Source organism: Aeromonas sp. FDAARGOS 1409 (assembly GCF_019048705.1).
Classification (GTDB): Bacteria; Pseudomonadota; Gammaproteobacteria; order Enterobacterales; family Aeromonadaceae; genus Aeromonas; species Aeromonas sanarellii.
In genome coordinates, this window is record NZ_CP077395.1 from 3,684,935 (window position 1) to 3,704,128 (window position 19,194).

Consider the following 19,194-nt stretch of genomic DNA (forward strand, 5'->3'; position numbering starts at 1 on the left):
GACTCTGCCCATGATCGACAAACTGGCCTGGCTGACCTTCAAGGAGGGGCAACTGCTGTGCGCCCGCTCCCACGGCAAGGCCCTCTACTACATTCCCGGCGGCAAGCGCGAGCCGGGCGAGAGCGACGAGGCCGCCCTGGTGCGCGAGATCGAGGAAGAGCTGGCGGTCAGGCTCCACCCCGAGACTCTGCGCCTGGCCTGCGAATTCAGCGCCCAGGCCGACGGCAAGCCGCAAGGGGTGCTGGTGAATCTGCGCTGCTACACGGGGGAAGCCGACGGTACTCCCACCGCCTCGGCGGAGATCGCCGAGCTGCGCTGGCTCGACAGCCGTCACCAGGACCAGATCTCCCCCGTCTCCCGCCTGCTGTTCCAGTGGCTGACGGAGCAGGGCCTGATCCGCTAAGGCTGAACACCGTTTGACAGGCGGGCGGCGCCCCCCGTGAAAGATGATCCCGAGTGGGTCAAGTGAGAAGATGAGGAGTTTCAATGGAGATCCTTGAGGTCGATAGCACCAGAGGCATCAAACCGGCGCTGATCACCCTGCTGCAAGATTGCGTGGCCAGCGGTGCATCCGTGGGCTTCCTGCCCCCCCTGCAGGAAGAGCAGGGGCTGGCGTACTGGCAAGGCATCGAAGGGGAGTTGGCCGACGGAGTGCGCAAGCTCTGGGTGGCGTTCGATCAACATCACCTGATCGGCGCCCTGCAACTCTCCCTGTGCACCAAGGCCAACGGCGGCCACAGGGCCGAGGTGGAAAAACTGATGGTGCACAGCGAGGCCCGTGGCAAGGGAGTGGGCCGCGCCCTCATGCAGGCCATGGAGCAGGGAGCCCGGGATGCCGGGCGCAGCCTGCTGGTGCTGGACACCCGGGTCGGCGACGTGGCCTCCACCCTCTATCGTCAGCTCGGCTACCTGGAGGCCGGCCAGATCCCGAATTTCGCCCGCAATGGGGACGGCACCCTGGCCGCCACCCAGTTCTTCTACAAGCAGCTCTGAAGCAGGCGCCGATCGACGGCCTCCCCATACAACCAGGCCAGCCCTCGGGCCGGCCTTGTCCATGGGGCCGCGGCTTGCCGGCATGGCGCGGCTCTCTCCCTCTTCCCGTTCAACCAGATCCCATTGGCAAGGAGCCAGCATGATATTGGAAGTCGCCCACCTGCAGATCATTCCCGGCCAGGCCCCCGCCTTCGAGCAGGCGTTCGAGGAGGCCCAGCGCATCATCAGCGCCATGCCGGGCTACAAAGGCCACCAGTTGCAGCGCTCATTGACCGATCCCCACCGCTACCTGCTGCTGGTCCGGTGGCAGCGGCTCGAGGATCATACCCAGGGGTTTCGGGGCTCGGCCCAGTATCAGGAGTGGAAGGCCCTGCTGCACCACTTCTACGACCCCTTCCCCACCGTCGAGCACTTTCAGGACGCAACGCCGATCAGCGCCGCAAGCTGAGTCTTGATCAGCCCGTCCTGTCACGGGCTGATCACTCTCTTCAGGTCAAGCGCTCGGCCCTGTGGGCGATCACGGGATCGGCAAAGGCGCCCTGGGCCCGGATCAGCTGCAACTCGTAGGCGTCCGCCTCCCAGGTCTGGCGCAGCACCGCATCCACCGCGGCATTGGTGCGTTCAAACGCGCTCACGGCATCGAACCCCGCCTGCAGGTTGGCCAGCATCAGGGCGCTGATGAGATCCCCCACCCCTACCGGCTGACGGGCAAAGTCGTAGAGCGGGCGGGCGATAAGGTAATCCCCCTCTGGGGTCGCCAGCAGCATCTCGAAGCGCCCGGCCACGCTGGCGGCGCGGCCCAGGTGCTTGACCAGCACCATCTTGACGCCGCTTGCCAGCAGTTGATGAGCCGCGGCCCGGGTCTGCGCCAGGGTCGCCAGATGAACGCCGCACAGGGTCTCCAGCTCCAGCAGGTTGGGAGCCATGATGTCTGCCACCGGCAGCGCCTTCTCCGTCAGGAAGCGGGTGACGCCCGGAGCAACTATACAACCCTTCTCCGGGTGCCCCATGACGGGATCGCAGAAGTAGATGGCCGCCGGATTGGCCGCCTTGACCGCCGCCACTACCGCCAGGATCTCGTCCCCCTGCTCCGCCGACCCCAGATAGCCGCTCAGCACCGCATCGCAGCCCCCCAGCACCTCTATGTTGCCGAGCCCCTGACAGAGGGCACCGATATGGCCCGCCGGCATCGCCATCCCCTGCCAGCCCGCCTCGTACTGGGTGTGGTTGGAGAACTGCACCGTGTTGATGGGCCAGACCTCCATGCCGAGACGGCGCATGGGAAACACGGCGGCGCTGTTGCCGGCACAGCCGAACACCACGTGGGACTGGATAGAGAGAATGCGTTTCATCGAAACCACCGCACAAGAAGCATGAGGAAAACAGGCAATATATCGGATGAGGAGACGGCGCATCCAGCAATTACCGCCATCAACCTCTATTTATGCTTGAGAAGCCGGGATCTGCGGCAGATTTGGCCACCAGGATGTAGCCATCCCCCGCTCTTGCGTTCTCCTGCCATGCCGCCCCGACACAAACCGCTATTGTCACCAGGCATTGTCAGGTCTATCGAGACTCTTGTTTGATGGCATATGAGATGTGTTTTTAAACAGGTGATGATGCCGGGGCCAGAGGCGAAGGTTCACAGGAGAGTGGACAACAGGGGGCAGCACGGAAATGCGGTCCCCTGTCTGGGGCCCTCAATCCCGGGCGAAGTGGTAGATCCAGCCCTCGTCCAGGGCCAAGTCGACCGTTGGCGGCACCAGGGGAGGCAGCGAGGAGACGGCCCCCCCGGCCGCATACTGCAGGGCCATCAGGGCGCAGAGGGCGGCATCGTAGAGATCGGTGCCCGGCACCAGGGAGGCCGGCAGATGGGGTTGCAACTCGGGCCGCACCGCCGAGGCCTTGCCCCCCACCTTGGCCAGGGCGGGATAGACTTCCAGCACGGCGCGATCCGCCTCCCTCACCTGTTTGGGCACCAGCTGCAGATCCCCGAGGCGCGGCAGCATGGAGAGCGCCAGGGTGGCGTTGTTGCCCAGCCTGTCGAAGGTGGCCGAGAGCGGCTTCTTGCCGTACTGCTCATGGAGCCAGCGTTCGCAGTCCCGATAGGCGTAAGGGTTGTCTATCTCCCGCTGGGGCACGGCACACTCGGGCCCCCGCCCCGCCAGCAGCTCGCCGAGGGCTCGTGGAAATGCCAGGGGGGCGTCGATGCCGAGCGCGAGGTGCGGGCAGGCCAGCACCTGCATCAGCGCCATCTCGTCTTGCAGCGCCGGACGCAGCAAGGCGTCCAGATCCGGCGCCACCCGGGAGCTCAGCCGAAACAGTGGGGAGATGCCGAGCCAGTGCAGGCGCTGCTCGCGAGCCTGCCAGCCCACCACGGCCACTGCCTGGGCATTGCCCTGCCAGCCCCTCACATCCCAGCCGATGCCGATGGCATCCATGTGTTCCGTTGTCATGCCCCTGTCACCTCCACGCACTATTGATGAAGCACAGGGTAATGACTGCCCCTCCTAAAGCAAGGGGCGGCGGCACGGTTAGAAGGATTTCTTGAAGTTCACCAGGGGCAGTATGGGGAAGATGCCGTTCTCGGCGTAGTTGGCGAGGCCTATCTGCAGGCCGTCGAGGTGCCTGGTGGCATTGATGAAACCGAGCTGGAAGGTGGTGCGCTCGGCATAGTTGACGAAGCCGACGTTGGCCAGGGCGTTGCCCTGCGCCACGTTGATCGCCCCCCAGTTGAGGCCCCGCACGTTGTTGGTCAGGTTGACGAAGCCCAGGTTGAGCCCGGTGTCCTGACCCTGGTGCCAGTTGACGGCGTTGATGGCCACCCCGCCGAACTGGTGGCGCACCCGGCCTGCGCCGAAGAAAACGCCAAGCTGCAGGCCGGTGAACTGATCCACGTCGGAGAGGGCGAACACCGGCAGATCGATGCCCTTCACCTGGCCGGTCCGGCCATAGAGGAGGGAGGCGCGCGCCCCTTCCACCTGGTGGGACGAGGGCAGATTGACGCCGGGCAGGGAGATCTGGACCGGGGTGCTGGCCTGGGCAGCGCCAGCGAGGAGCAGCGTGCTGCCGAGCAGCAGGGCAAGAGGCTTCATCGGGCATTCCTTGAGGATCGGAGTGATGTCCAAGGGTATCAGCCCATGATCGGCGGAACGAGGTCCCGCCACCCCCCTTGCGTCACCTCTCGTCTGAATCCGTGGCGACTGACAGAAAAATTCAAACAGAAATTAACATTTATGTCATTTACACCAAAGCCGATTTGGTTGCAGAATGCTCAAACGTGTGTTTGAACAGAGCAAACAACACGGAGACAGGGATGACGTGCCGTACCCGCAAGAAGGGCCACATGGCCCACAACAATACTGTTCTGCCGAACTGGAGACCCATGATGAATATGGACGTGATCAAGAGCTTTACCGAGCAGATGCAAGGCTTTGCCGCCCCCCTCACCCGCTACAACCAGCTGCTGGCCAGCAACATCGAACAGCTGACCCGGTTGCAGCTGGCCTCCGCCAACGCCTACGCCGAACTGGGCCTCAACCAGTTGCAGGCCGTGAGCAAGGTGCAGGATGCCCAGAGCCTGGCGGCTCTCGGCACGGTGCAGCTGGAGACCGCCAGCCAGCTCTCCCGCCAGATGCTGGATGACATCCAGAAGCTCAACGCCCTCGGCCTGCAGTTCAAGGAAGAGCTGGATGCCCTGACCGCGGACGGCATCAAGAAGAGCACGGGCAAGGCCTGATAACCCCTGGCTGCCCGTCCGGGCAGCCACATCTCCCCACGACACGAGTGCGCGGGCCCCTGCCCGCCTCGGGTGTGGGTGAAGGAGAACACATGAGCCAACCATCTTACGGCCCGCTGTTCGAGGCCCTGGCCCACTACAATGACAAGCTGCTGGCCATGGCCAAGGCCCAGACCGAGCGCACAGCCCAGGCCCTGCTGCAGACCAATCTGGACGATCTGGGCAAGGTGCTGGAGCAGGGCAGCCAGCAACCCTGGCAGCTGATCCAGGCCCAGATGAACTGGTGGCAGGATCAGCTCAGGCTGATGCAGCACACCCTGCTCAAGAGCGCGGGCCAGGAGAGCGACCCCGTGATCACCCCGGAGCGCAGCGATCGCCGCTTCAAGGCCGACGCCTGGAGCGAACAGCCCATCTTCGACTATCTCAAGCAATCCTATCTGCTCACCGCCAGACACCTGCTGGCCTCGGTGGATGCCCTTGACGGCGTGCCCCAGAAGAGCCGGGAGCGGCTGCGGTTCTTCACCCGCCAGTACATCAACGCCATGGCCCCCAGCAACTTCCTGGCCACCAACCCGGAACTGCTCAGGCTCACCCTGGACTCCGACGGCCAGAACCTGGTGCGCGGGCTGGCCCTGCTGGCCGAGGATCTGGAACGCAGCGCCGATCAGCTCAACATCCGCCTGACCGACGAGTCCGCCTTCGAGCTCGGGCGGGATCTGGCGACCACCCCGGGCCGGGTGGTGCATCGCACCGAGCTCTTCGAGCTGATCCAGTACAGTCCCACCACGGAAACCGTGGGCAAGACCCCTGTGCTGATAGTCCCCCCCTTCATCAACAAGTACTACATCATGGACATGCGGCCCCAGAATTCCCTGGTGGCCTGGCTGGTCGCCCAGGGCCAGACGGTGTTCATGATCTCCTGGCGCAATCCGGGCGTGGATCAGGCCCAGATCGATCTCGACGACTACGTGGTGGACGGGGTCATCGCCGCCCTGGACGCCGTGGAGGCGGCCACCGACGAGCGGGAGGTGCACGGCATCGGCTACTGCATCGGTGGCACTGCATTGTCACTCGCCATGGGATGGCTGGCGGCGCGGCGCCAGAAGCAGCGGGTGCGCACTGCCACCCTGTTCACCACCTTGCTCGACTTCTCCCAGCCCGGGGAGCTCGGCATCTTCATCCACGAGCCCATCATAGCGGCGCTTGAGGCCCAGAATGAGGCCAAGGGCATCATGGACGGTCGCCAGCTGGCGGTCTCTTTCAGCCTGCTGCGGGAGAACAGCCTCTATTGGAACTACTACATCGACAGCTACCTCAAGGGGCAGAGCCCGGTGGCCTTCGATCTGCTGCACTGGAACAGCGACAGCACCCATGTGGCGGGCAAGACCCACAGCAGTCTGCTGCGCCGGCTCTACCTGGAGAACCAGCTGGTGAAGGGGGAGCTCAGGATCCGCAACACCCGCATCGAGCTCGCCAAGGTGAAGACTCCGGTGCTGCTGGTGTCGGCCGTGGACGATCACATCGCCCTCTGGCAGGGCACCTGGCAGGGCATGGCTCTGTTCGGCGGCGAGCGGCGCTTCCTCCTGGCCGAGTCGGGTCATATCGCCGGCATCATCAACCCGCCGGCGGCCAACAAATACGGCTTCTGGCAGAGCGAGATCGAGGCCGGCAGCCCAGAGGCGTGGCTGGCGGGCGCGACCCACAGCACCGGCTCCTGGTGGCCCGAGATGATCCGTTTCATCCAGGGCCGTGACGAGGGGGCCGAGCCCGTCCCCGCACGCGTGCCGGCCGAAGGGCTGGAGGCGGCGCCAGGCAGCTACGTCAAGGTGCGGCTCAACCCGGTGTTTGCCAGCGCCCAGCAGGAGGACGCAGCATGAATGTACCAGCCCTCGCCGTGGGCCAGAAGGCGCGTCTGACCAAGCGGTTCGGGGAGGCCGAGGTCTCGGCCTTTGCCGGCCTGTCCGAGGACTTCAACCCCCTGCACCTGGATCCGGCCTTCGCCGCCAGCACGCCGTTCGAGCGTCCCATCGTCCACGGCATGCTGCTGGCGAGCCTCTTCTCGGGGCTGCTGGGCCAGCAGTTGCCGGGCAAGGGGAGCATCTACCTGGGCCAGAGCCTCAGTTTCAAGCAGCCGGTCTTCGTCGGCGACGAGGTGACGGCCGAGGTGGAGGTGACCGCCCTTCGCAGCGACAAGCCCATCGCCACCCTGACCACCCGCATCTTCACCTCAAGTGGCGCCCTCGCCGTGACGGGGGAAGCCGTGGTCAAGCTGCCTTAAGCTCCGGCGGCAAGCAGACACAATCAGCCCGGTCCCTGCCGGGCTGATTGTACTCCCCCGCGACCATCGCCTCCTTTTTCGGGGCAATTCGGCCCAGGCCCTTTCCCTGCCCCGCCTAACTGCCTAAAATGAGCCCCCGCTGTTTTCAGCCATTCATCCAGCTAGAGGATTTCCCATGGAGACGTTTCTGCTCGAAGGTCACCCCTTCGTTGCCTTGTGTGACCTGATCAAGCATCAGGGTTGGGCCGATTGCGGCGGTGCGGCCAAGGCGCTGGTCGCCGAGGGCCTGGTGGAGGTGGACGGCCAGGTGGAGACCCGCAAGCGCTGCAAGATAGTCGCCGAGCAGGTGGTCAACTTCAACGGCATGAAAGTGGTGGTGAAGGAAGGCGTCAGCCCCGAGCACCTCTAAGCCCGAGGTCAGCCTCCGCAAGCGCTACCCAGCACAGTCGCCGAGCAGGTGGTCAACTTCAACGGCATGAAGGTGGTGGTGAAGGAAGGCGTCAGCCCCGAGATCCTCTGATCCCTGCTTGAATAAGGGCGCCAACGCGCCCGTTAGCATTCAGCCGGCCTTGATCGACAGGGTCAGCACAAAGCGGGCCATGGCCGCATCCCCGTTGAGCGACGGGCAGGTGGCCACTACCTGGATGGGACGGTTGATGCGCTGACCGCTCGCCAGGGACTCGTCTATCATGGCGTCGATAAGCTCCCCCGCCTCGCAGTCAAACTGCACGTCCCCCTCGGGACGCTTCAGGAACTCCCCCTGCACGTCCTTGAAGGCGAAGTGCACCTTCTTGCGCCGCGCCCGCCCCTTCTCCATGACCAGGAGCCCCCCCACCAGGTCAGCGCCGGTGGCGAGCGCCCCGAAATACATGCTGCCCAGGTGGTTGCGGGTGCGCCAGCCCAGCGGAATGCGGATGCGCAGCGCCCTGGCGTCCATCTGCTCTATGACGGGGGCACAGAAGCCGATGACGGGAATGTAGCGCCAGGCGAACAGACGCAGGGCGAGGTTGGCTTTGAGGCGTTGCAGGTCCATTGCAAACTGATCCGATGAGTGAGTGTGACCGAAATGTTGCCAGCCCCCTCCCCAATAGACAAGCCCCCACTCTCCACCCTGTGAGCAAGCCCCCAAAGGTATTTGCCTGATTCATGCCGCAGGCCAGTGGCATTTGACCGGTCAATGGCACAGCCCCCCTGCGACCGAGCGCCGTGAATGGGCTCTATTGCGTCCTGATTTTTAGCGGTCCCTCGATCGCGCCCGGCGCTGGATGACGGGAGCATGACAGCCCTAGCCGAATGAAACGCAACGACAAATTCTTCCCCCCGGGTGCTAGCTCAAGAACCTGGCCACGCCACTGACAATAGTCACAGTAACCAAATGCCCGACCCCTCGCTAGGCTCTTGCAGGCTCGTGACTGGCCGGATGGAACCGAGCCATACGACACCAATCTCAACATAAGGACAGAGAGATGAGTAACGTGCAACAGCTGTTCAACGGGGGCGAGAGCGCCGGCACCTTCCAGCTCAATTTCAACAACAACCGCGCCTTTGAGCTGTTTGGCCGGGAGTACCTCAAGTGCTACGCCAACCTCGGCGTCAAGGGCCGGATGAGCAAGCCCCTGCCCACCGGGCCGCTGAGCTACACCGTCGACTTCGCCATGGATTGCGGCTGCAGCTCTGTGCTGCTCGACTTCAACCTCGCCTACAAGAAGACCTTCGGCAACCAGTTGCAGGCTCCCCTGTGGCGCGAGTCGGACTACGAGGCCGAGCTGGTGCTCTGCCAGCTGGTGCGCGAGGCACCGGCCAACCGCCTGAGCAACCATGATCAGTTCGCCGAGGCCGAGGCCTTCTTCAACGACGTCAACCTGCTCACCACTGCCAAGAATGTGGGGAGCGATCCCTATGCCGACAAGGACGGCCTGGTGGAGTTCATCGTGGCCAACGAGCTGCTGGACGATCCCGCCGTCATGGCCAGGCTGGCGGAGCAGAAGGCCTACCTCATCGCCATCACCTCTGTGGTCACCGCCTACATCAACCGTTACGCCGAAGCCTATGGCGAGCAGTACAAGACGGATGCGGATCTCTGGGCCAGGGCCCTCTCCAAGATCCCCCTGATGGGGCCGAGCAAGATCGATCAGCAGAGCTACAGCCGCCACATCAAGGGGCTCAGCATCGCCACCGACTTCATCAACTTCATCATGGATGTGGTGGTGAGCCAGGGCACCACGGCGCTGGCAAGCTTCAACAAGTTCCTGCAAAAGCAGGGGGATGCCATCCGCTTCGGGGTGGAGAACAACAAGGACTTCTACAAGACCATCACTGTGGGGGTCACGGTGGAAGTGTTCAAGGTGGGCAACGAGCTGGTCTATGTGCCGAAGATCAAGCAGTACCGCGTCAACTTCGACCGCCAGAACAGCAAGTTCACCTCCGCCTGTGCCAGCGCCGAGTTTGTCGACATCCACTTCAACTACCTCTATGCCGCCAACGTGTTCGACTACAAGGCGCTCAAGGATCCCGAGATCAAGCGCGACTTCGACAGCTTCATCCAGAAGCAGCGCAAGGCGCAAATTGAAGAAGCGGACACCTTCTTCAACGATGACTTCCCGCCCCTGGAGCCCAAGCTGGTTGCCCGCAGCAAGGCCACGGTGTAACCCCCCCAATCAAAACAGCCGGCAGATGCCGGCTGTTTTCTTCATGAAAGGCCTCAGGCCCGCTTCTCTTCGAGCCAGGCCCCCTGGCTCTGCATCTCGAACAGCTGGGCGTAGTGGCCTCCCTCGGTCATCAGCTCGTTGTGGGTGCCGCGCTCGCTCACCTGGCCGCGGGAGAGCAACAGGATCTCGTTGGCATCGACTATGGTGGAGAGGCGGTGGGCGATGGCGATGGTGGTGCGGCCACGGCGCGCCGCCGCCAGCGCCTGGGAGAGCGCCAGCTCGGTCTGGGAGTCCACGCTCGCGGTCGCCTCGTCCAGGATGAGGATGCGCGGATCCCCCACCAGGGCGCGGGCAAAGGAGAGCAGCTGGCGCTGGCCTGCGGAGAGGTTCTTGCCCCCCTCCTCCATCAGGGTGGCCAGGCCATCCGGCAGGCGGCGCACGAAGTCGGCGAGCTGCACCTCCTCCAGGGCCTGCCAGAGCCGTTCCTCCGCGATGCCGTCACGCCCGAGACGCAGGTTCTCGGCCAGCGTCCCGACGAAGATGAAGGGATCCTGCTGCACCAGGCCGATGCTGCGGCGCACCGCTGCGAGCGACAGCCCCGTCATGGGGTGATCATCGAAGTGGATCATCCCCTGATCCAGGGGGTAGAAACCCATCAGCAGGCTGATGATGGTGGACTTGCCGCTGCCGGTGTGACCCACCAGCGCCAGCATCTGGCCGGGCCGGGTGGCGAAGCTCACGTCCCTCAGCACGGGCTGCTCCCCGTCGTAGGAGAAGCTCACCCCCTCGAAACGCACCCGCCCCTCCAGGGGGAGCGTCTCGCCCTTAGTGCTCTCGCGGGGTTCGTCGAGCAGGGCGAAGACCCGCTCCCCCGCCACCATGGCCTGCTGCAACTGGTTGAGCTGGTTGGTCATCTCGATGAGGGGCTCGATCATCCGCCCCAGATAGCTGATGAAGGCGTAGAGCACCCCCACCTGGATGGCCCCTGCCGTGCTCAGCCCCTCGTGGGCAAACAGGGCCAGCAGGCCGATGAGCACCATCATGTAGAAGAGATCGATGAGGGGGCGCAGCAGGATGCCGTTGATCTTGAGGCTCTTGATCCGCGCCTGCCAGTGCTGCTGGTTCACCCCGGCAAAGGCGTTGGCGAAGTGGTGCTCCTGCACCATGGCCTGGATCACCGGCATCCCCTGCAGCGACTCGTTGAGGCGGCTGTTGATATCGGAGAGCAAGGAGCGGGTCGCCCGCACCACGGGCACGCTCAGGCGCTGATAGAGCCACATCACGGCCCCCACCGCCGGCAGCAGGGTGGCGCACACCAGCATCAGGCGCAAGTCCAGCAGCGCCATGGAGAGGAGGATGCCGCACAGGAGCACCACCTTCTGCACCAGGAGCCCTATCACCTGGACGTAGAGGTTCATGATCGCCTCGGTGTCGTTGGTGATGCGGGAGATGAGGGAGCCGGAGCGGTGCTTGTCGAAGTAGCGGGCCGGCAGCCGGATAGCGGTGGCGAACACCTGCTCGCGCAGGCGCTGCACCACCGCCTGGGCGATGCGGTTGAAGCGCAGGGATTGCAGATAGAAGCCGGCCGCCGAGAGCACCTGCAAGCCGAGATAGCCCGCCGCGATGGCGGCGATCACCCCCCACTCCAGTCGGCGCGGCGCCAGGTAGTCGTCGATGAAGAGCTTGATGAGCAAGGGGCCCGCCACCTCGGCACCGGTCGCCAGCAGCAGGCAGATGCCCGCCTGCACCAGCCAGCGGGGATAGTGGGCGCAGTAGGCCAGCAGGCGTTTGATCGTGGGATTCACAGACTTGCCTCCAGCGCAGCGTTCCAATGGGATTGACTCTCTTTGCTCCCTTCTTTGTTCCCCTCCCCCCTCGCAGGAGCAGTGGGGATGAGGGGAACCACTCGTCTCATCATCAAACTCACAGGCTCTCCTCCACGTCTTGTTCCAGGCGCTGATAGCGGACCATGTCCGCGTACCAGCCGTTGTGGATCATCAGGGCGTCGTGACGGCCTCGCTCGCTGATCTCTCCCTGCTCCAGCACCAGGATCTCGTCCGCCTGCTCCACCGCCGTCATGCGGTGGCTGACCAGGATAAGGGTGCGCTTGTGGGCCTTGAGCGCCAGCAGGATCTGCTGCTCGGTGTGGGCATCCACCGCCGACAGGGCGTCGTCCAGCACCAGGATGGGGGCATCCAGCAACAGGGCGCGGGCGATGGCGAGCCGCTGCTTCTGGCCGCCGGAGAGGGTGACGCCCTTCTCCCCCACCTCGGTCTCATAGCCTCTGGGGAAGCGGACGATGTCGTCGTGCACGCAGGCGATGCGGGCCACCCGCTCTATCTCCTCCTGGCTGGCGTCCGGCCGGCCAAGGGCGATGTTGGCGGCTATGGTGGTGGAGAACAGGAAGGGCTCCTGCGGCACATAGGCAAACTGGCTGCGCAACGCCTCCAGAGAGAGCTGCTCTATGGCCTGCCCCCCCATGGTGATCTGTCCGGCCCCCGGGTTGGCCAGACGCATCAGGAGCTTGAGCAGGGAACTCTTGCCCGCCCCGGTGCGTCCCACTATGCCCAGCATGCCGCCCCTTGACAGGGTGAAGTCTATTCCCAGCAGCAAGGTGCGCGACTCCAGCCGGTATGCCACCCCCTTCATCACCAGGGGGAAGGGCGAGGTGAACGGCAGCGGGGAGGAAGGCTCCTCGATGTCGCTGCGCTCGCCGAGCAGGCTCTCGATGCGCGAGTAGGCGGCGCTGCCCCGCTCGATGATGTTGAACAACCAGGCGATGGCGAACATGGGCCAGATGAGCTGGCCCAGGTACATGGTGAAGCTGGTGAGCTCCCCCAGGGTCAGCTCATCACGCAGCACCAGGGCACTGCCGCCCGCCACCGCCAGGAAATAGGAGCAGCCGATGCACAGGTAGATGACGGGGTCGAACTTGGCGTCGATGCGCGCCACCGCCATGTTGCGCTCCCCCGCCTGACGGGTCAGCTCGGCAAAACCCTGATCCTCAAGGGACTCCACCGCATAGGATTTCAGTACCCGCACCCCGGAGAGGGCCTCCTGGGTCTTGTTGTTGAGGCGGGAGAAGGCCCCCTGCGCCGCCTTGAACTCCTTGTAGATCTGGGTGCCGAAGCGGTTCATGAAGAAGGCCATCACCGGCAGGGGCAGCAGGGAGAGCAGGGTCAGCTGCCAGGAGTACTGGCTGCACATGATGGAGAGCACCAGGATGCCGACGATGAAGGAGTCCACCAGGGTCAGCACCCCTTCGCCAGCCGTCATCTCCACCGCCTGGATGTCGTTGGTGGCATGGGCCATCAGATCGCCGGTGCGGTGGCGCTGGTAGAAATCCGGGCTCATGCGGGTGAAGTGGGTGAACAGCCGGTTGCGCAGCACATAGGCGAGGCGATAGGAGGCGCCAAACAACATGACCCGCCACACGTAGCGCAGCAGGTAGATGAGCAGGCCCAGGCCGAAGAGCCCAGCCAGATAGCCGGTCAGGGTGCTGCCGTCGAGCCCGCCCTTGGCGATGCCATCCACCACCCAGCCCACCACCTTGGGGGGGATCACGGTCAACAGGGCCACCAGCATCAGCAATGAGATGGCCACCAGATAACGCCGCCACTGATCCTTGAAAAACCAGCCTAGCCGCAGAAATACGCTCACAGAGAAGTCCTTGGTCGCGGCGCGCTGCCGCGTGATCGTGAAAAAAGCCCAATACAATCGCCCCCGTGGCGGGGGCGATTGGGTCGATCATCATAGCCTGAAGCGGGCGACTTGAGAACGATTGCTATCTTTGCCTCTCAGATCCGCTTGTCGGAGGAGGAGAACGGGAAGGCGACCGACTCCTGCTGCTCCCCGGTGAGCAGGAAGTGGGACACCTCCTCCCGGGTCTGGGTGAAGACCTGCTGCAGCTGGTTCAGATCCCCCTCGCTCAGCTCCTCCTGCAGCCGCAGCCGCCACTCCAGCTCCCCGGCCAGCAGTTGCAGGCGGGAGGCGGAGATGTTGGCCGACACCCCCTTCAGGGTGTGCAACAGCCGGCACGCCACCTCGGGCTGCTGGCGGCGCAGGGCGGAGCGGATGTCCCACAGATCGTCCTTGTGTTCGGAGAGGAACAACTTGAACAGGATCTGCAGCGCCTCCCTGTCCTGCTCCAGCCGGCGCAGGGCATCGTCCAGATCCAGCACCCCCATCAGAGCCGGTGGCTTGACCTCGAGGGGCACCTTGGACTCCCCGCCGCTGCTCTTCACCCACTGCAATAGGTTGTTGTAGAGATCCAGCTTGCTGACCGGCTTGGTGACATAGCCGTTCATGCCCACCCCGAGGCAGCGCTCCCGATCCCCGGGCATGGCGCTGGCGGTCAGGGCGATGATGGGCACGTCGTGCTTGTCCACCATCTTGCGGATCTGGCGGGTCGCGTCCAGCCCGTCCAGCACCGGCATCTGCAAGTCCATCAGGATGACGTCGAACGGCTGCTCCGCCACCTGCTCCACCGCCTCGCGTCCGTTGTCCACCACGGTGACCTTGGCCTCCACCCGGCGCAGATATTCCAGGATGAGCTGCTGGTTGACCCTGTTGTCTTCGGCCAGCAGCACCCGGGTGCCGCGCAGCAGATCGCGAAAATGCTGCTGATCCCCCTGCACCTCGGCCTGGCGGACCTTGCTGTCGTGGGAGCTGCCATTGAGCAGCTCGTCCACCTTGGCCAGCAGGGCGTTCTCTGTCATCGGCTTGGCCAGGAAGTGGGTCAGCCCCATGCTCTCCATGCGCCCGTGCAGCCCCTCCCTGGACCAGGCGCTGGTCATCAGGATGGGCAGGCGCCGCCACTGGCTGTGCTGGTACATCTCGAGCGCAAGATCCAGGCCGTCCTCCTGACCCATGCGCCAGTCGAGGATGGCGAGCCGGATATGGTGCCCCTCCTCGCGCAGCACCTGGCGGGCGCGGGAGAGGCTGTTGACCGCGATCACCGAGGCGCCGGCACGGCCCAGGATGTCCTTGGCCAGCTCCAGCACCAGCTCGTTGTCATCCATCATCAGGATGAGGGGCTGGTGATCGAAGAAGACCCGGCGCCCGGAGACCCCGTAGACCGCCTGGGACATGGGGATCTCGAACCGGAAGGTGGACCCCACACCGGGCTTGCTCTGCACCCGGATCTCGCCCCCCATCAGTCCCACCAGCCGCTGGGAGATGTTGAGGCCCAGCCCGGAGCCGCCGTATTTGCGGGTGTTGCCCGCCTCCAGCTGGGTAAAGGGCTGGAATAGCTGCGCCACCTTCTCCGGTGCGATGCCGATGCCGGTGTCCCGCACGCTGAAACAGACCCGCATGGGGTGCTGGTTGACCAGGGTGATGGCCACCTCCACCTCCCCCCGCTCGGTGAACTTGATGGCGTTGTTGACCAGGTTGACCAGCACCTGGCCGAGGCGCAGCGGATCCCCGCGCAGGAAGTCGGGCACGGCGGGGGACTTGTTGATGATGACCTCGATCTGCTTGCGCTCCGCCAGATCCGCGAACATGGCGGCCAGGGAGTCGAGCTGTTCGCTGAGATCGAAGTCGATCTCCTCCAGGGTCAGTTTGCCGGACTCCACCTTGGTGAGATCCAGGATGTCGTTGATGAGCAGCAGCAAGGTGTCAGACGAGGATTTTATCTTGTTGAGATAGTCCCGCTGCTGCGGATCCAGGTTGGTCTGCAGCGCCAGGGCGCTGAACCCGATGATGGCGTTCATGGGGGTGCGGATCTCGTGGCTCATGTTGGCCAGGAAGTCGCTCTTGGCCTGGGCCAGCAAGCCGGCATGGCGGGAAAGATCGCTCAGCTTCTGGTTGCGGCGCCACAGGGTCGCGGCCACCAGCGAGAAGCAGAGCAGCGCCCCCCCCAGCACCATCAGATAGAAGCGGCTCTTGAGGGAGGAGGCCAGCTCCAGCTTGCTCTGCTTCCAGGCCGGCAGCGAGCTCAGCCCCTTCATCTCGACGATCTGGTTGCGCAGGCGATGATACTCCATCACCTGCTGGTTGAGCTCCTGGCTCAGCCGGACCACCGCCACCATCCTGGGCTGCCCGCCATAGGTGTCCAGCAGTTGCTGCTGCAGTTGCAACAGGTGTTTCTGCTCGTTTGTGTCCCAGCTGCGCCTGAGATAGTGGCTCAGCCGGACCAGCTCGGTGAGGTCGCGGTATTGCCCCTCCCCGGCCGGCAGGGTCGTCTGCAGCGCCTTGAGCTGGCCCTGAAAGCGAGGCGCCAGATATTCTATAGTCATCTCCATGGTGTAGAGCCTGGCGAGATCCAGCAGATAGCCGTCGATGTCCCGTTGCAGGGTCTGGGCGCCGGGATCCTCGGCCGACGCCGGATCGTCGCGCACCTGGCTCACGAACCGGTCCAGACTGCTCGACAGCAGGCTGAGACGCTGCTGCACGCTGCCATCGCTGGCCTTCTCGCGCCCCAGCAGATAAACGGTGTCGGTATTGACCCGATTGAGCACCAACTCTGCGGCCACACTCAGATCGAAGGCGCGTTGCTGCTGGCTGAGCAATTGCCAGCAATAGGCAGAAAACGCCAGCAGCGATACGATGATAAGGCCAAAGACCACACGATTGACCCGTGCCACACTCTTCATCCCGTCTCGATTCTCATGTCATGGTCGGCCATCCGGTGACACGAGGTCACGGCCGGAGGGCCCACTGTGAAAAACAACTGGGTGCTATGTTACCGTTAGTCGGCGCTCTGAATGCAATAAAGATGTTGCCGGGCCATGAAATAAGGAAGCAAATATGTCACTTGTCACTACCTATTGTAGCCAATGCTTTACCCGCAATCGCCTGCCCGCCGAAAAAACAGACTCAAATGCGAAGTGTGGCCGCTGCCAGCATCCCCTGTTCGCGTACACCCCCGTCACCGGCCGGCTGGCGCACTTCGATGCCCTGATCCAGTCCGACATTCCGGTGGTGGTCGACTTCTGGGCCAGCTGGTGCGGCCCCTGCCTGCAATTTGCCCCTGTCTTTCAGGAGACGGCCCGGGAGCTCGAACCCCGCATCCGTTTCGTCAAGCTCGACACAGAGCAGGAGGCGGCCATCGCCAGCCGCTACGCCATTCGCAGCATTCCGACTCTGATGATCTTCCGGCGGGGGGAGATCCTGGCCCAGCGCAGCGGGGCCCTGCCCAAGGGGATGTTCAAGGAGTGGCTCCTCTCCTTCGCGATCACGCCAAAATGAAAATGAAATGTTTGATTTGTGTTTAATTTCAGATCCATTTTCACTTGACTCTGTGAGTCGCCACATGGTTTGACCACAAGCCCCTGTTTCAAACAGGGGCTTGAATGTAATCTCGGCAACACAACAACAACCATAAATTAACCGAGAGAACAACATGCCAACCTCTGCACTGCCTTCCACCCCCTCACGCTGGCTGGACATCAAGTCCGGGATCGTCATCCTGGATCTCCTGCTGCTCTGTGCCATGCTCGCCTGGCTCCCGTTTGATCCCATGGTCAACAAGGGGCTCGGCATCCTGATCTTCATCGCCATCCTCTGGCTGACCGAGGCGGTGAACATCACCATCACCGCCATCTCCATCCCGGTGCTCGCCACCCTGCTCGGGGTGTTTGACATGAGCAAGTCGCTGACCGACTTCGCCAACCCCGTCCTGTTCCTCTTCTTCGGCGGCTTCGCCCTCGCGGCGGCGCTCTCCAAGCAGGGACTCGATACCCAGATCGCCGGCAAGGTGATGCAGCTCGCCAAGGGGCACCTCGGCTGGGCCGCCATCGTGCTCTTCACCATCACGGCAGCCCTCTCCATGTGGATCAGCAACACCGCCACCGCCGCCATGATGATGCCGCTCGCCCTCGGCATGCTGAAGGGGCTCGACGCCCACAAGGAGCGTCGTACCCTGGTCTTCGTCCTGCTTGGCGTCGCCTACAGCGCCAGCATCGGCGGCATCGGCACCCTTGTGGGCAGCCCGCCCAATGCCATCGCCGCCGCCCAGATGGGCCTTGGCTTCACCGACTGGCTGAAATTCGGCATCCCTGTGGTGCTCATCTTCATGCCGGTGGGCATAAGCCTGCTCTACTGGGTGACCCGTCCCAATCTCTCCCACCAGGTCAGCACCGAGCGGGTCACCATAGAGTGGACAGGCCAGCGCAAGACGACTCTGCTCATCTTCCTCACTACTGTGCTGCTGTGGATCGGCTCCCAGCCCCTCGCCGCGGCACTGGGCGGCATTCCCCAATTCGATACCCTGATCGCCATGGGTGCCATCCTGGCCATCGCCGTCAGCCGGGTCGCCAGCTGGGATGACATCAACCAGAACACCGACTGGGGCGTGCTGCTGCTGTTCGGAGGCGGCCTCACCCTGAGCGCCATCCTGAAGCAGACCGGGGCCAACGCCTTCCTAGCGGAGCACCTCTCCAGCGGCCTCTCCGCCATGCCCATCTTCGTCATCCTGCTCTGCCTGGCCGCCTTCGTGGTGTTCCTGACCGAGCTGGTCTCCAACACCGCCACCGCCGCCCTGCTGGTGCCGCTGTTCGCCGGGGTGGCCGAGGCGCTGGGGGTCTCCCCCGTGGTGGTGTCCGTGCTCATCGCGGTCGGCGCCTCCTGCGCCTTCATGCTGCCGGTGGCCACCCCGCCCAACGCCATCGTCTTTGCGAGCGGTCACATCCAGCAGCGGGAGATGATGCGGGCCGGTCTGGTGCTGAACCTAGTGTTCACCGTCATTCTGACCCTGCTCGCCTATTTCATGGGGGACATCCTCCACTGATGTTCGCCCGCAGGCGGCCCTGATGACCCTCAAAGCCCCGCTTCGCCGGGGCTTTGTTTTGCCCGCGGTCGCCTCCCTCATCGCGCCGACATGGCAACCAGCCCCCTCGGCTTCCCGGCCGTGCTCGCATTAACACTGCCTTAAGAAATCCCTCCCATGATGCAGGACAACGACAGGCGAGCCACCCGTGACGCGGAGGGCTCGACACATCACGACGAGAGGATCATGTCATGGGGAACACGATGCAGAGCGGCAATGAAATCAAGGTGTGGGACTGGGTGGTCAGGGGCTTTCACTGGGCCACCGTGCTTTTATGCGTGCTGAACCTCTTCATCCTCGAGGAGGGGGAGCGCAACCACCGTTATGCGGGATATGCGCTGGCAGGACTGCTGGTGCTGCGCATCCTGTGGGGGTTCATCGGCTCTTACCATGCCAGGTTTGCCCAGTGGTTGCCGACGCCGGCCGGCGTCATCGCCTATCTCAAGAGCACCCTGCAGGGACGGCATCCCTACTACGCCGGCCACAATCCGCTGGGCTCCCTGATGGTATTGCTGCTCCTGACCTGCCTGGTAGGCACCGCCGCGAGCGGGATCATGACCGAATACGGGCCGCTGGCGGGCAGCCATCTCATGGAGGAGGTGCACGAGTTCTTTGCCAAGGCGCTGCAGATCGCCATCTTCGTCCATGTGCTGGCGGTCATCGCCCTCGATCGCCTGGTGCGGGGGGATCTCGTCAGGGGGATGATCACCGGCAAAAAGCGCGTGCCGGCAGGCACCCGGGTGGTCGACAGACCCTGATGACAGAG

The 19,194-nt window shown here is 64.0% G+C and carries 18 protein-coding genes and 1 pseudogene; 12 read left to right on the forward strand and 7 right to left on the reverse strand.

The annotated features are described in order from the left end of the window. The first annotated feature begins 10 nt into the window (after positions 1-10). The 3 genes from I6L39_RS17235 (at position 11) to I6L39_RS17245 (ending at position 1,441) form a co-directional block, all read left to right on the forward strand. On the forward strand, positions 11-403 hold the full coding sequence (locus I6L39_RS17235; RefSeq protein ID WP_216990340.1) for an NUDIX domain-containing protein: 393 nt from the start codon (positions 11-13) through the stop codon (positions 401-403). Positions 404-486: 83 nt separating this feature from the next. Then, entirely contained in the window at positions 487-993 is a 507-nt protein-coding gene (locus tag I6L39_RS17240; protein WP_216990341.1) for a GNAT family N-acetyltransferase, read from the forward strand. 139 nt (positions 994-1,132) lie between these two features. Further along, positions 1,133-1,441: an antibiotic biosynthesis monooxygenase gene (locus tag I6L39_RS17245; RefSeq protein WP_216990342.1), complete on the forward strand. Its 309-nt coding sequence runs from the start codon at positions 1,133-1,135 to the stop codon at positions 1,439-1,441. Positions 1,442-1,481: 40 nt separating this feature from the next. Here the strand turns inward: I6L39_RS17245 and pdxY are convergent, their stop codons facing one another. The 3 genes from pdxY to I6L39_RS17260 all read right to left on the reverse strand — a co-directional run bounded on the left by pdxY (position 1,482) and on the right by I6L39_RS17260 (position 4,088). Beyond that, the gene (pdxY, locus tag I6L39_RS17250; RefSeq protein ID WP_216990343.1) at positions 1,482-2,345 is read right to left on the reverse strand and encodes a pyridoxal kinase PdxY; all 864 of its coding nucleotides are present in this window, start codon (positions 2,343-2,345) and stop codon (positions 1,482-1,484) included. 348 nt (positions 2,346-2,693) lie between these two features. Next, positions 2,694-3,449: a DUF429 domain-containing protein gene (locus I6L39_RS17255; RefSeq protein WP_216990344.1), complete on the reverse strand. Its 756-nt coding sequence runs from the start codon at positions 3,447-3,449 to the stop codon at positions 2,694-2,696. A 78-nt stretch (positions 3,450-3,527) separates the two neighbouring features. After that, positions 3,528-4,088: a phaC PHA synthase gene (locus I6L39_RS17260; protein WP_216990345.1), complete on the reverse strand. Its 561-nt coding sequence runs from the start codon at positions 4,086-4,088 to the stop codon at positions 3,528-3,530. A 293-nt stretch (positions 4,089-4,381) separates the two neighbouring features. Here I6L39_RS17260 and I6L39_RS17265 point away from each other — a divergent pair, with 293 nt between their 5' ends. The 5 genes and pseudogenes from I6L39_RS17265 to I6L39_RS17285 form a co-directional block, all read left to right on the forward strand. Further along, complete coding sequence (locus I6L39_RS17265) at positions 4,382-4,732, forward strand: phasin family protein (protein WP_042076941.1); 351 nt, start codon at positions 4,382-4,384, stop codon at positions 4,730-4,732. A 92-nt stretch (positions 4,733-4,824) separates the two neighbouring features. Then, positions 4,825-6,609: a class I poly(R)-hydroxyalkanoic acid synthase gene (locus tag I6L39_RS17270; RefSeq protein ID WP_216990346.1), complete on the forward strand. Its 1,785-nt coding sequence runs from the start codon at positions 4,825-4,827 to the stop codon at positions 6,607-6,609. Continuing rightward, positions 6,606-7,010, forward strand: coding sequence for a MaoC family dehydratase (locus I6L39_RS17275; protein ID WP_216990347.1), 405 nt, complete (start codon positions 6,606-6,608; stop codon positions 7,008-7,010). Before I6L39_RS17270 ends, I6L39_RS17275 begins: the two co-directional genes overlap by 4 nt. A 175-nt stretch (positions 7,011-7,185) precedes the next feature. Further along, on the forward strand, positions 7,186-7,419 hold the full coding sequence (ybcJ, locus tag I6L39_RS17280; protein WP_216990348.1) for a ribosome-associated protein YbcJ: 234 nt from the start codon (positions 7,186-7,188) through the stop codon (positions 7,417-7,419). Between the two features lie 36 nt (positions 7,420-7,455). Continuing rightward, positions 7,456-7,530: pseudogene (locus I6L39_RS17285) on the forward strand (ribosome-associated protein); the annotation flags it as partial. A gap of 39 nt (positions 7,531-7,569) precedes the next feature. On the opposite strand, the gene I6L39_RS17290 reads toward I6L39_RS17285, so the two are convergent. Beyond that, on the reverse strand, positions 7,570-8,043 hold the full coding sequence (locus I6L39_RS17290) for a DUF4442 domain-containing protein (protein WP_216990349.1): 474 nt from the start codon (positions 8,041-8,043) through the stop codon (positions 7,570-7,572). Between the two features lie 433 nt (positions 8,044-8,476). Here I6L39_RS17290 and I6L39_RS17295 point away from each other — a divergent pair, with 433 nt between their 5' ends. Continuing rightward, a complete protein-coding gene (locus I6L39_RS17295; protein ID WP_216990350.1) occupies positions 8,477-9,658 on the forward strand; it encodes a hypothetical protein in 1,182 nt (393 codons plus the stop codon). A 53-nt stretch (positions 9,659-9,711) separates the two neighbouring features. On the opposite strand, the gene I6L39_RS17300 is transcribed toward I6L39_RS17295, so the two are convergent. From I6L39_RS17300 to I6L39_RS17310, 3 genes are all read right to left on the reverse strand, one after another. Then, entirely contained in the window at positions 9,712-11,463 is a 1,752-nt protein-coding gene (locus I6L39_RS17300) for an ABC transporter transmembrane domain-containing protein (RefSeq protein WP_216990351.1), read from the reverse strand. 118 nt (positions 11,464-11,581) lie between these two features. Beyond that, the gene (locus I6L39_RS17305; protein ID WP_042076949.1) at positions 11,582-13,318 is read right to left on the reverse strand and encodes an ABC transporter transmembrane domain-containing protein; all 1,737 of its coding nucleotides are present in this window, start codon (positions 13,316-13,318) and stop codon (positions 11,582-11,584) included. A 137-nt stretch (positions 13,319-13,455) separates the two neighbouring features. Beyond that, the gene (locus tag I6L39_RS17310; RefSeq protein ID WP_042076950.1) at positions 13,456-16,254 is read right to left on the reverse strand and encodes a response regulator; all 2,799 of its coding nucleotides are present in this window, start codon (positions 16,252-16,254) and stop codon (positions 13,456-13,458) included. A 154-nt stretch (positions 16,255-16,408) separates the two neighbouring features. Between I6L39_RS17310 and trxC the strand changes: the two genes are divergently transcribed. The 3 genes from trxC to I6L39_RS17325 all read left to right on the forward strand — a co-directional run bounded on the left by trxC (position 16,409) and on the right by I6L39_RS17325 (position 19,186). After that, on the forward strand, positions 16,409-16,849 hold the full coding sequence (trxC, locus tag I6L39_RS17315; protein WP_042076951.1) for a thioredoxin TrxC: 441 nt from the start codon (positions 16,409-16,411) through the stop codon (positions 16,847-16,849). Positions 16,850-17,003: 154 nt separating this feature from the next. Continuing rightward, positions 17,004-18,389, forward strand: coding sequence for a DASS family sodium-coupled anion symporter (locus I6L39_RS17320; RefSeq protein ID WP_042076953.1), 1,386 nt, complete (start codon positions 17,004-17,006; stop codon positions 18,387-18,389). A gap of 230 nt (positions 18,390-18,619) precedes the next feature. Beyond that, positions 18,620-19,186: a cytochrome b/b6 domain-containing protein gene (locus I6L39_RS17325; protein WP_084202752.1), complete on the forward strand. Its 567-nt coding sequence runs from the start codon at positions 18,620-18,622 to the stop codon at positions 19,184-19,186. The last annotated feature ends 8 nt before the right edge of the window (positions 19,187-19,194 follow it).

Bases quoted from the DNA above. Each gene is read 5' to 3' on its own strand.
- I6L39_RS17235 (WP_216990340.1), top strand. From the start codon at position 11: ATGATCGACAAACTGGCCTGGCTGACCTTCAAGGAGGGGCAACTGCTG.
- I6L39_RS17240 (WP_216990341.1), top strand. From the start codon at position 487: ATGGAGATCCTTGAGGTCGATAGCACCAGAGGCATCAAACCGGCGCTG.
- I6L39_RS17245 (WP_216990342.1), top strand. From the start codon at position 1,133: ATGATATTGGAAGTCGCCCACCTGCAGATCATTCCCGGCCAGGCCCCC.
- pdxY (WP_216990343.1), bottom strand. From the start codon at position 2,345: ATGAAACGCATTCTCTCTATCCAGTCCCACGTGGTGTTCGGCTGTGCC.
- I6L39_RS17255 (WP_216990344.1), bottom strand. From the start codon at position 3,449: ATGACAACGGAACACATGGATGCCATCGGCATCGGCTGGGATGTGAGG.
- I6L39_RS17260 (WP_216990345.1), bottom strand. From the start codon at position 4,088: ATGAAGCCTCTTGCCCTGCTGCTCGGCAGCACGCTGCTCCTCGCTGGC.
- I6L39_RS17265 (WP_042076941.1), top strand. From the start codon at position 4,382: ATGAATATGGACGTGATCAAGAGCTTTACCGAGCAGATGCAAGGCTTT.
- I6L39_RS17270 (WP_216990346.1), top strand. From the start codon at position 4,825: ATGAGCCAACCATCTTACGGCCCGCTGTTCGAGGCCCTGGCCCACTAC.
- I6L39_RS17275 (WP_216990347.1), top strand. From the start codon at position 6,606: ATGAATGTACCAGCCCTCGCCGTGGGCCAGAAGGCGCGTCTGACCAAG.
- ybcJ (WP_216990348.1), top strand. From the start codon at position 7,186: ATGGAGACGTTTCTGCTCGAAGGTCACCCCTTCGTTGCCTTGTGTGAC.
- I6L39_RS17290 (WP_216990349.1), bottom strand. From the start codon at position 8,043: ATGGACCTGCAACGCCTCAAAGCCAACCTCGCCCTGCGTCTGTTCGCC.
- I6L39_RS17295 (WP_216990350.1), top strand. From the start codon at position 8,477: ATGAGTAACGTGCAACAGCTGTTCAACGGGGGCGAGAGCGCCGGCACC.
- I6L39_RS17310 (WP_042076950.1), bottom strand. From the start codon at position 16,254: ATGAAGAGTGTGGCACGGGTCAATCGTGTGGTCTTTGGCCTTATCATC.
- trxC (WP_042076951.1), top strand. From the start codon at position 16,409: ATGTCACTTGTCACTACCTATTGTAGCCAATGCTTTACCCGCAATCGC.
- I6L39_RS17320 (WP_042076953.1), top strand. From the start codon at position 17,004: ATGCCAACCTCTGCACTGCCTTCCACCCCCTCACGCTGGCTGGACATC.
- I6L39_RS17325 (WP_084202752.1), top strand. From the start codon at position 18,620: ATGGGGAACACGATGCAGAGCGGCAATGAAATCAAGGTGTGGGACTGG.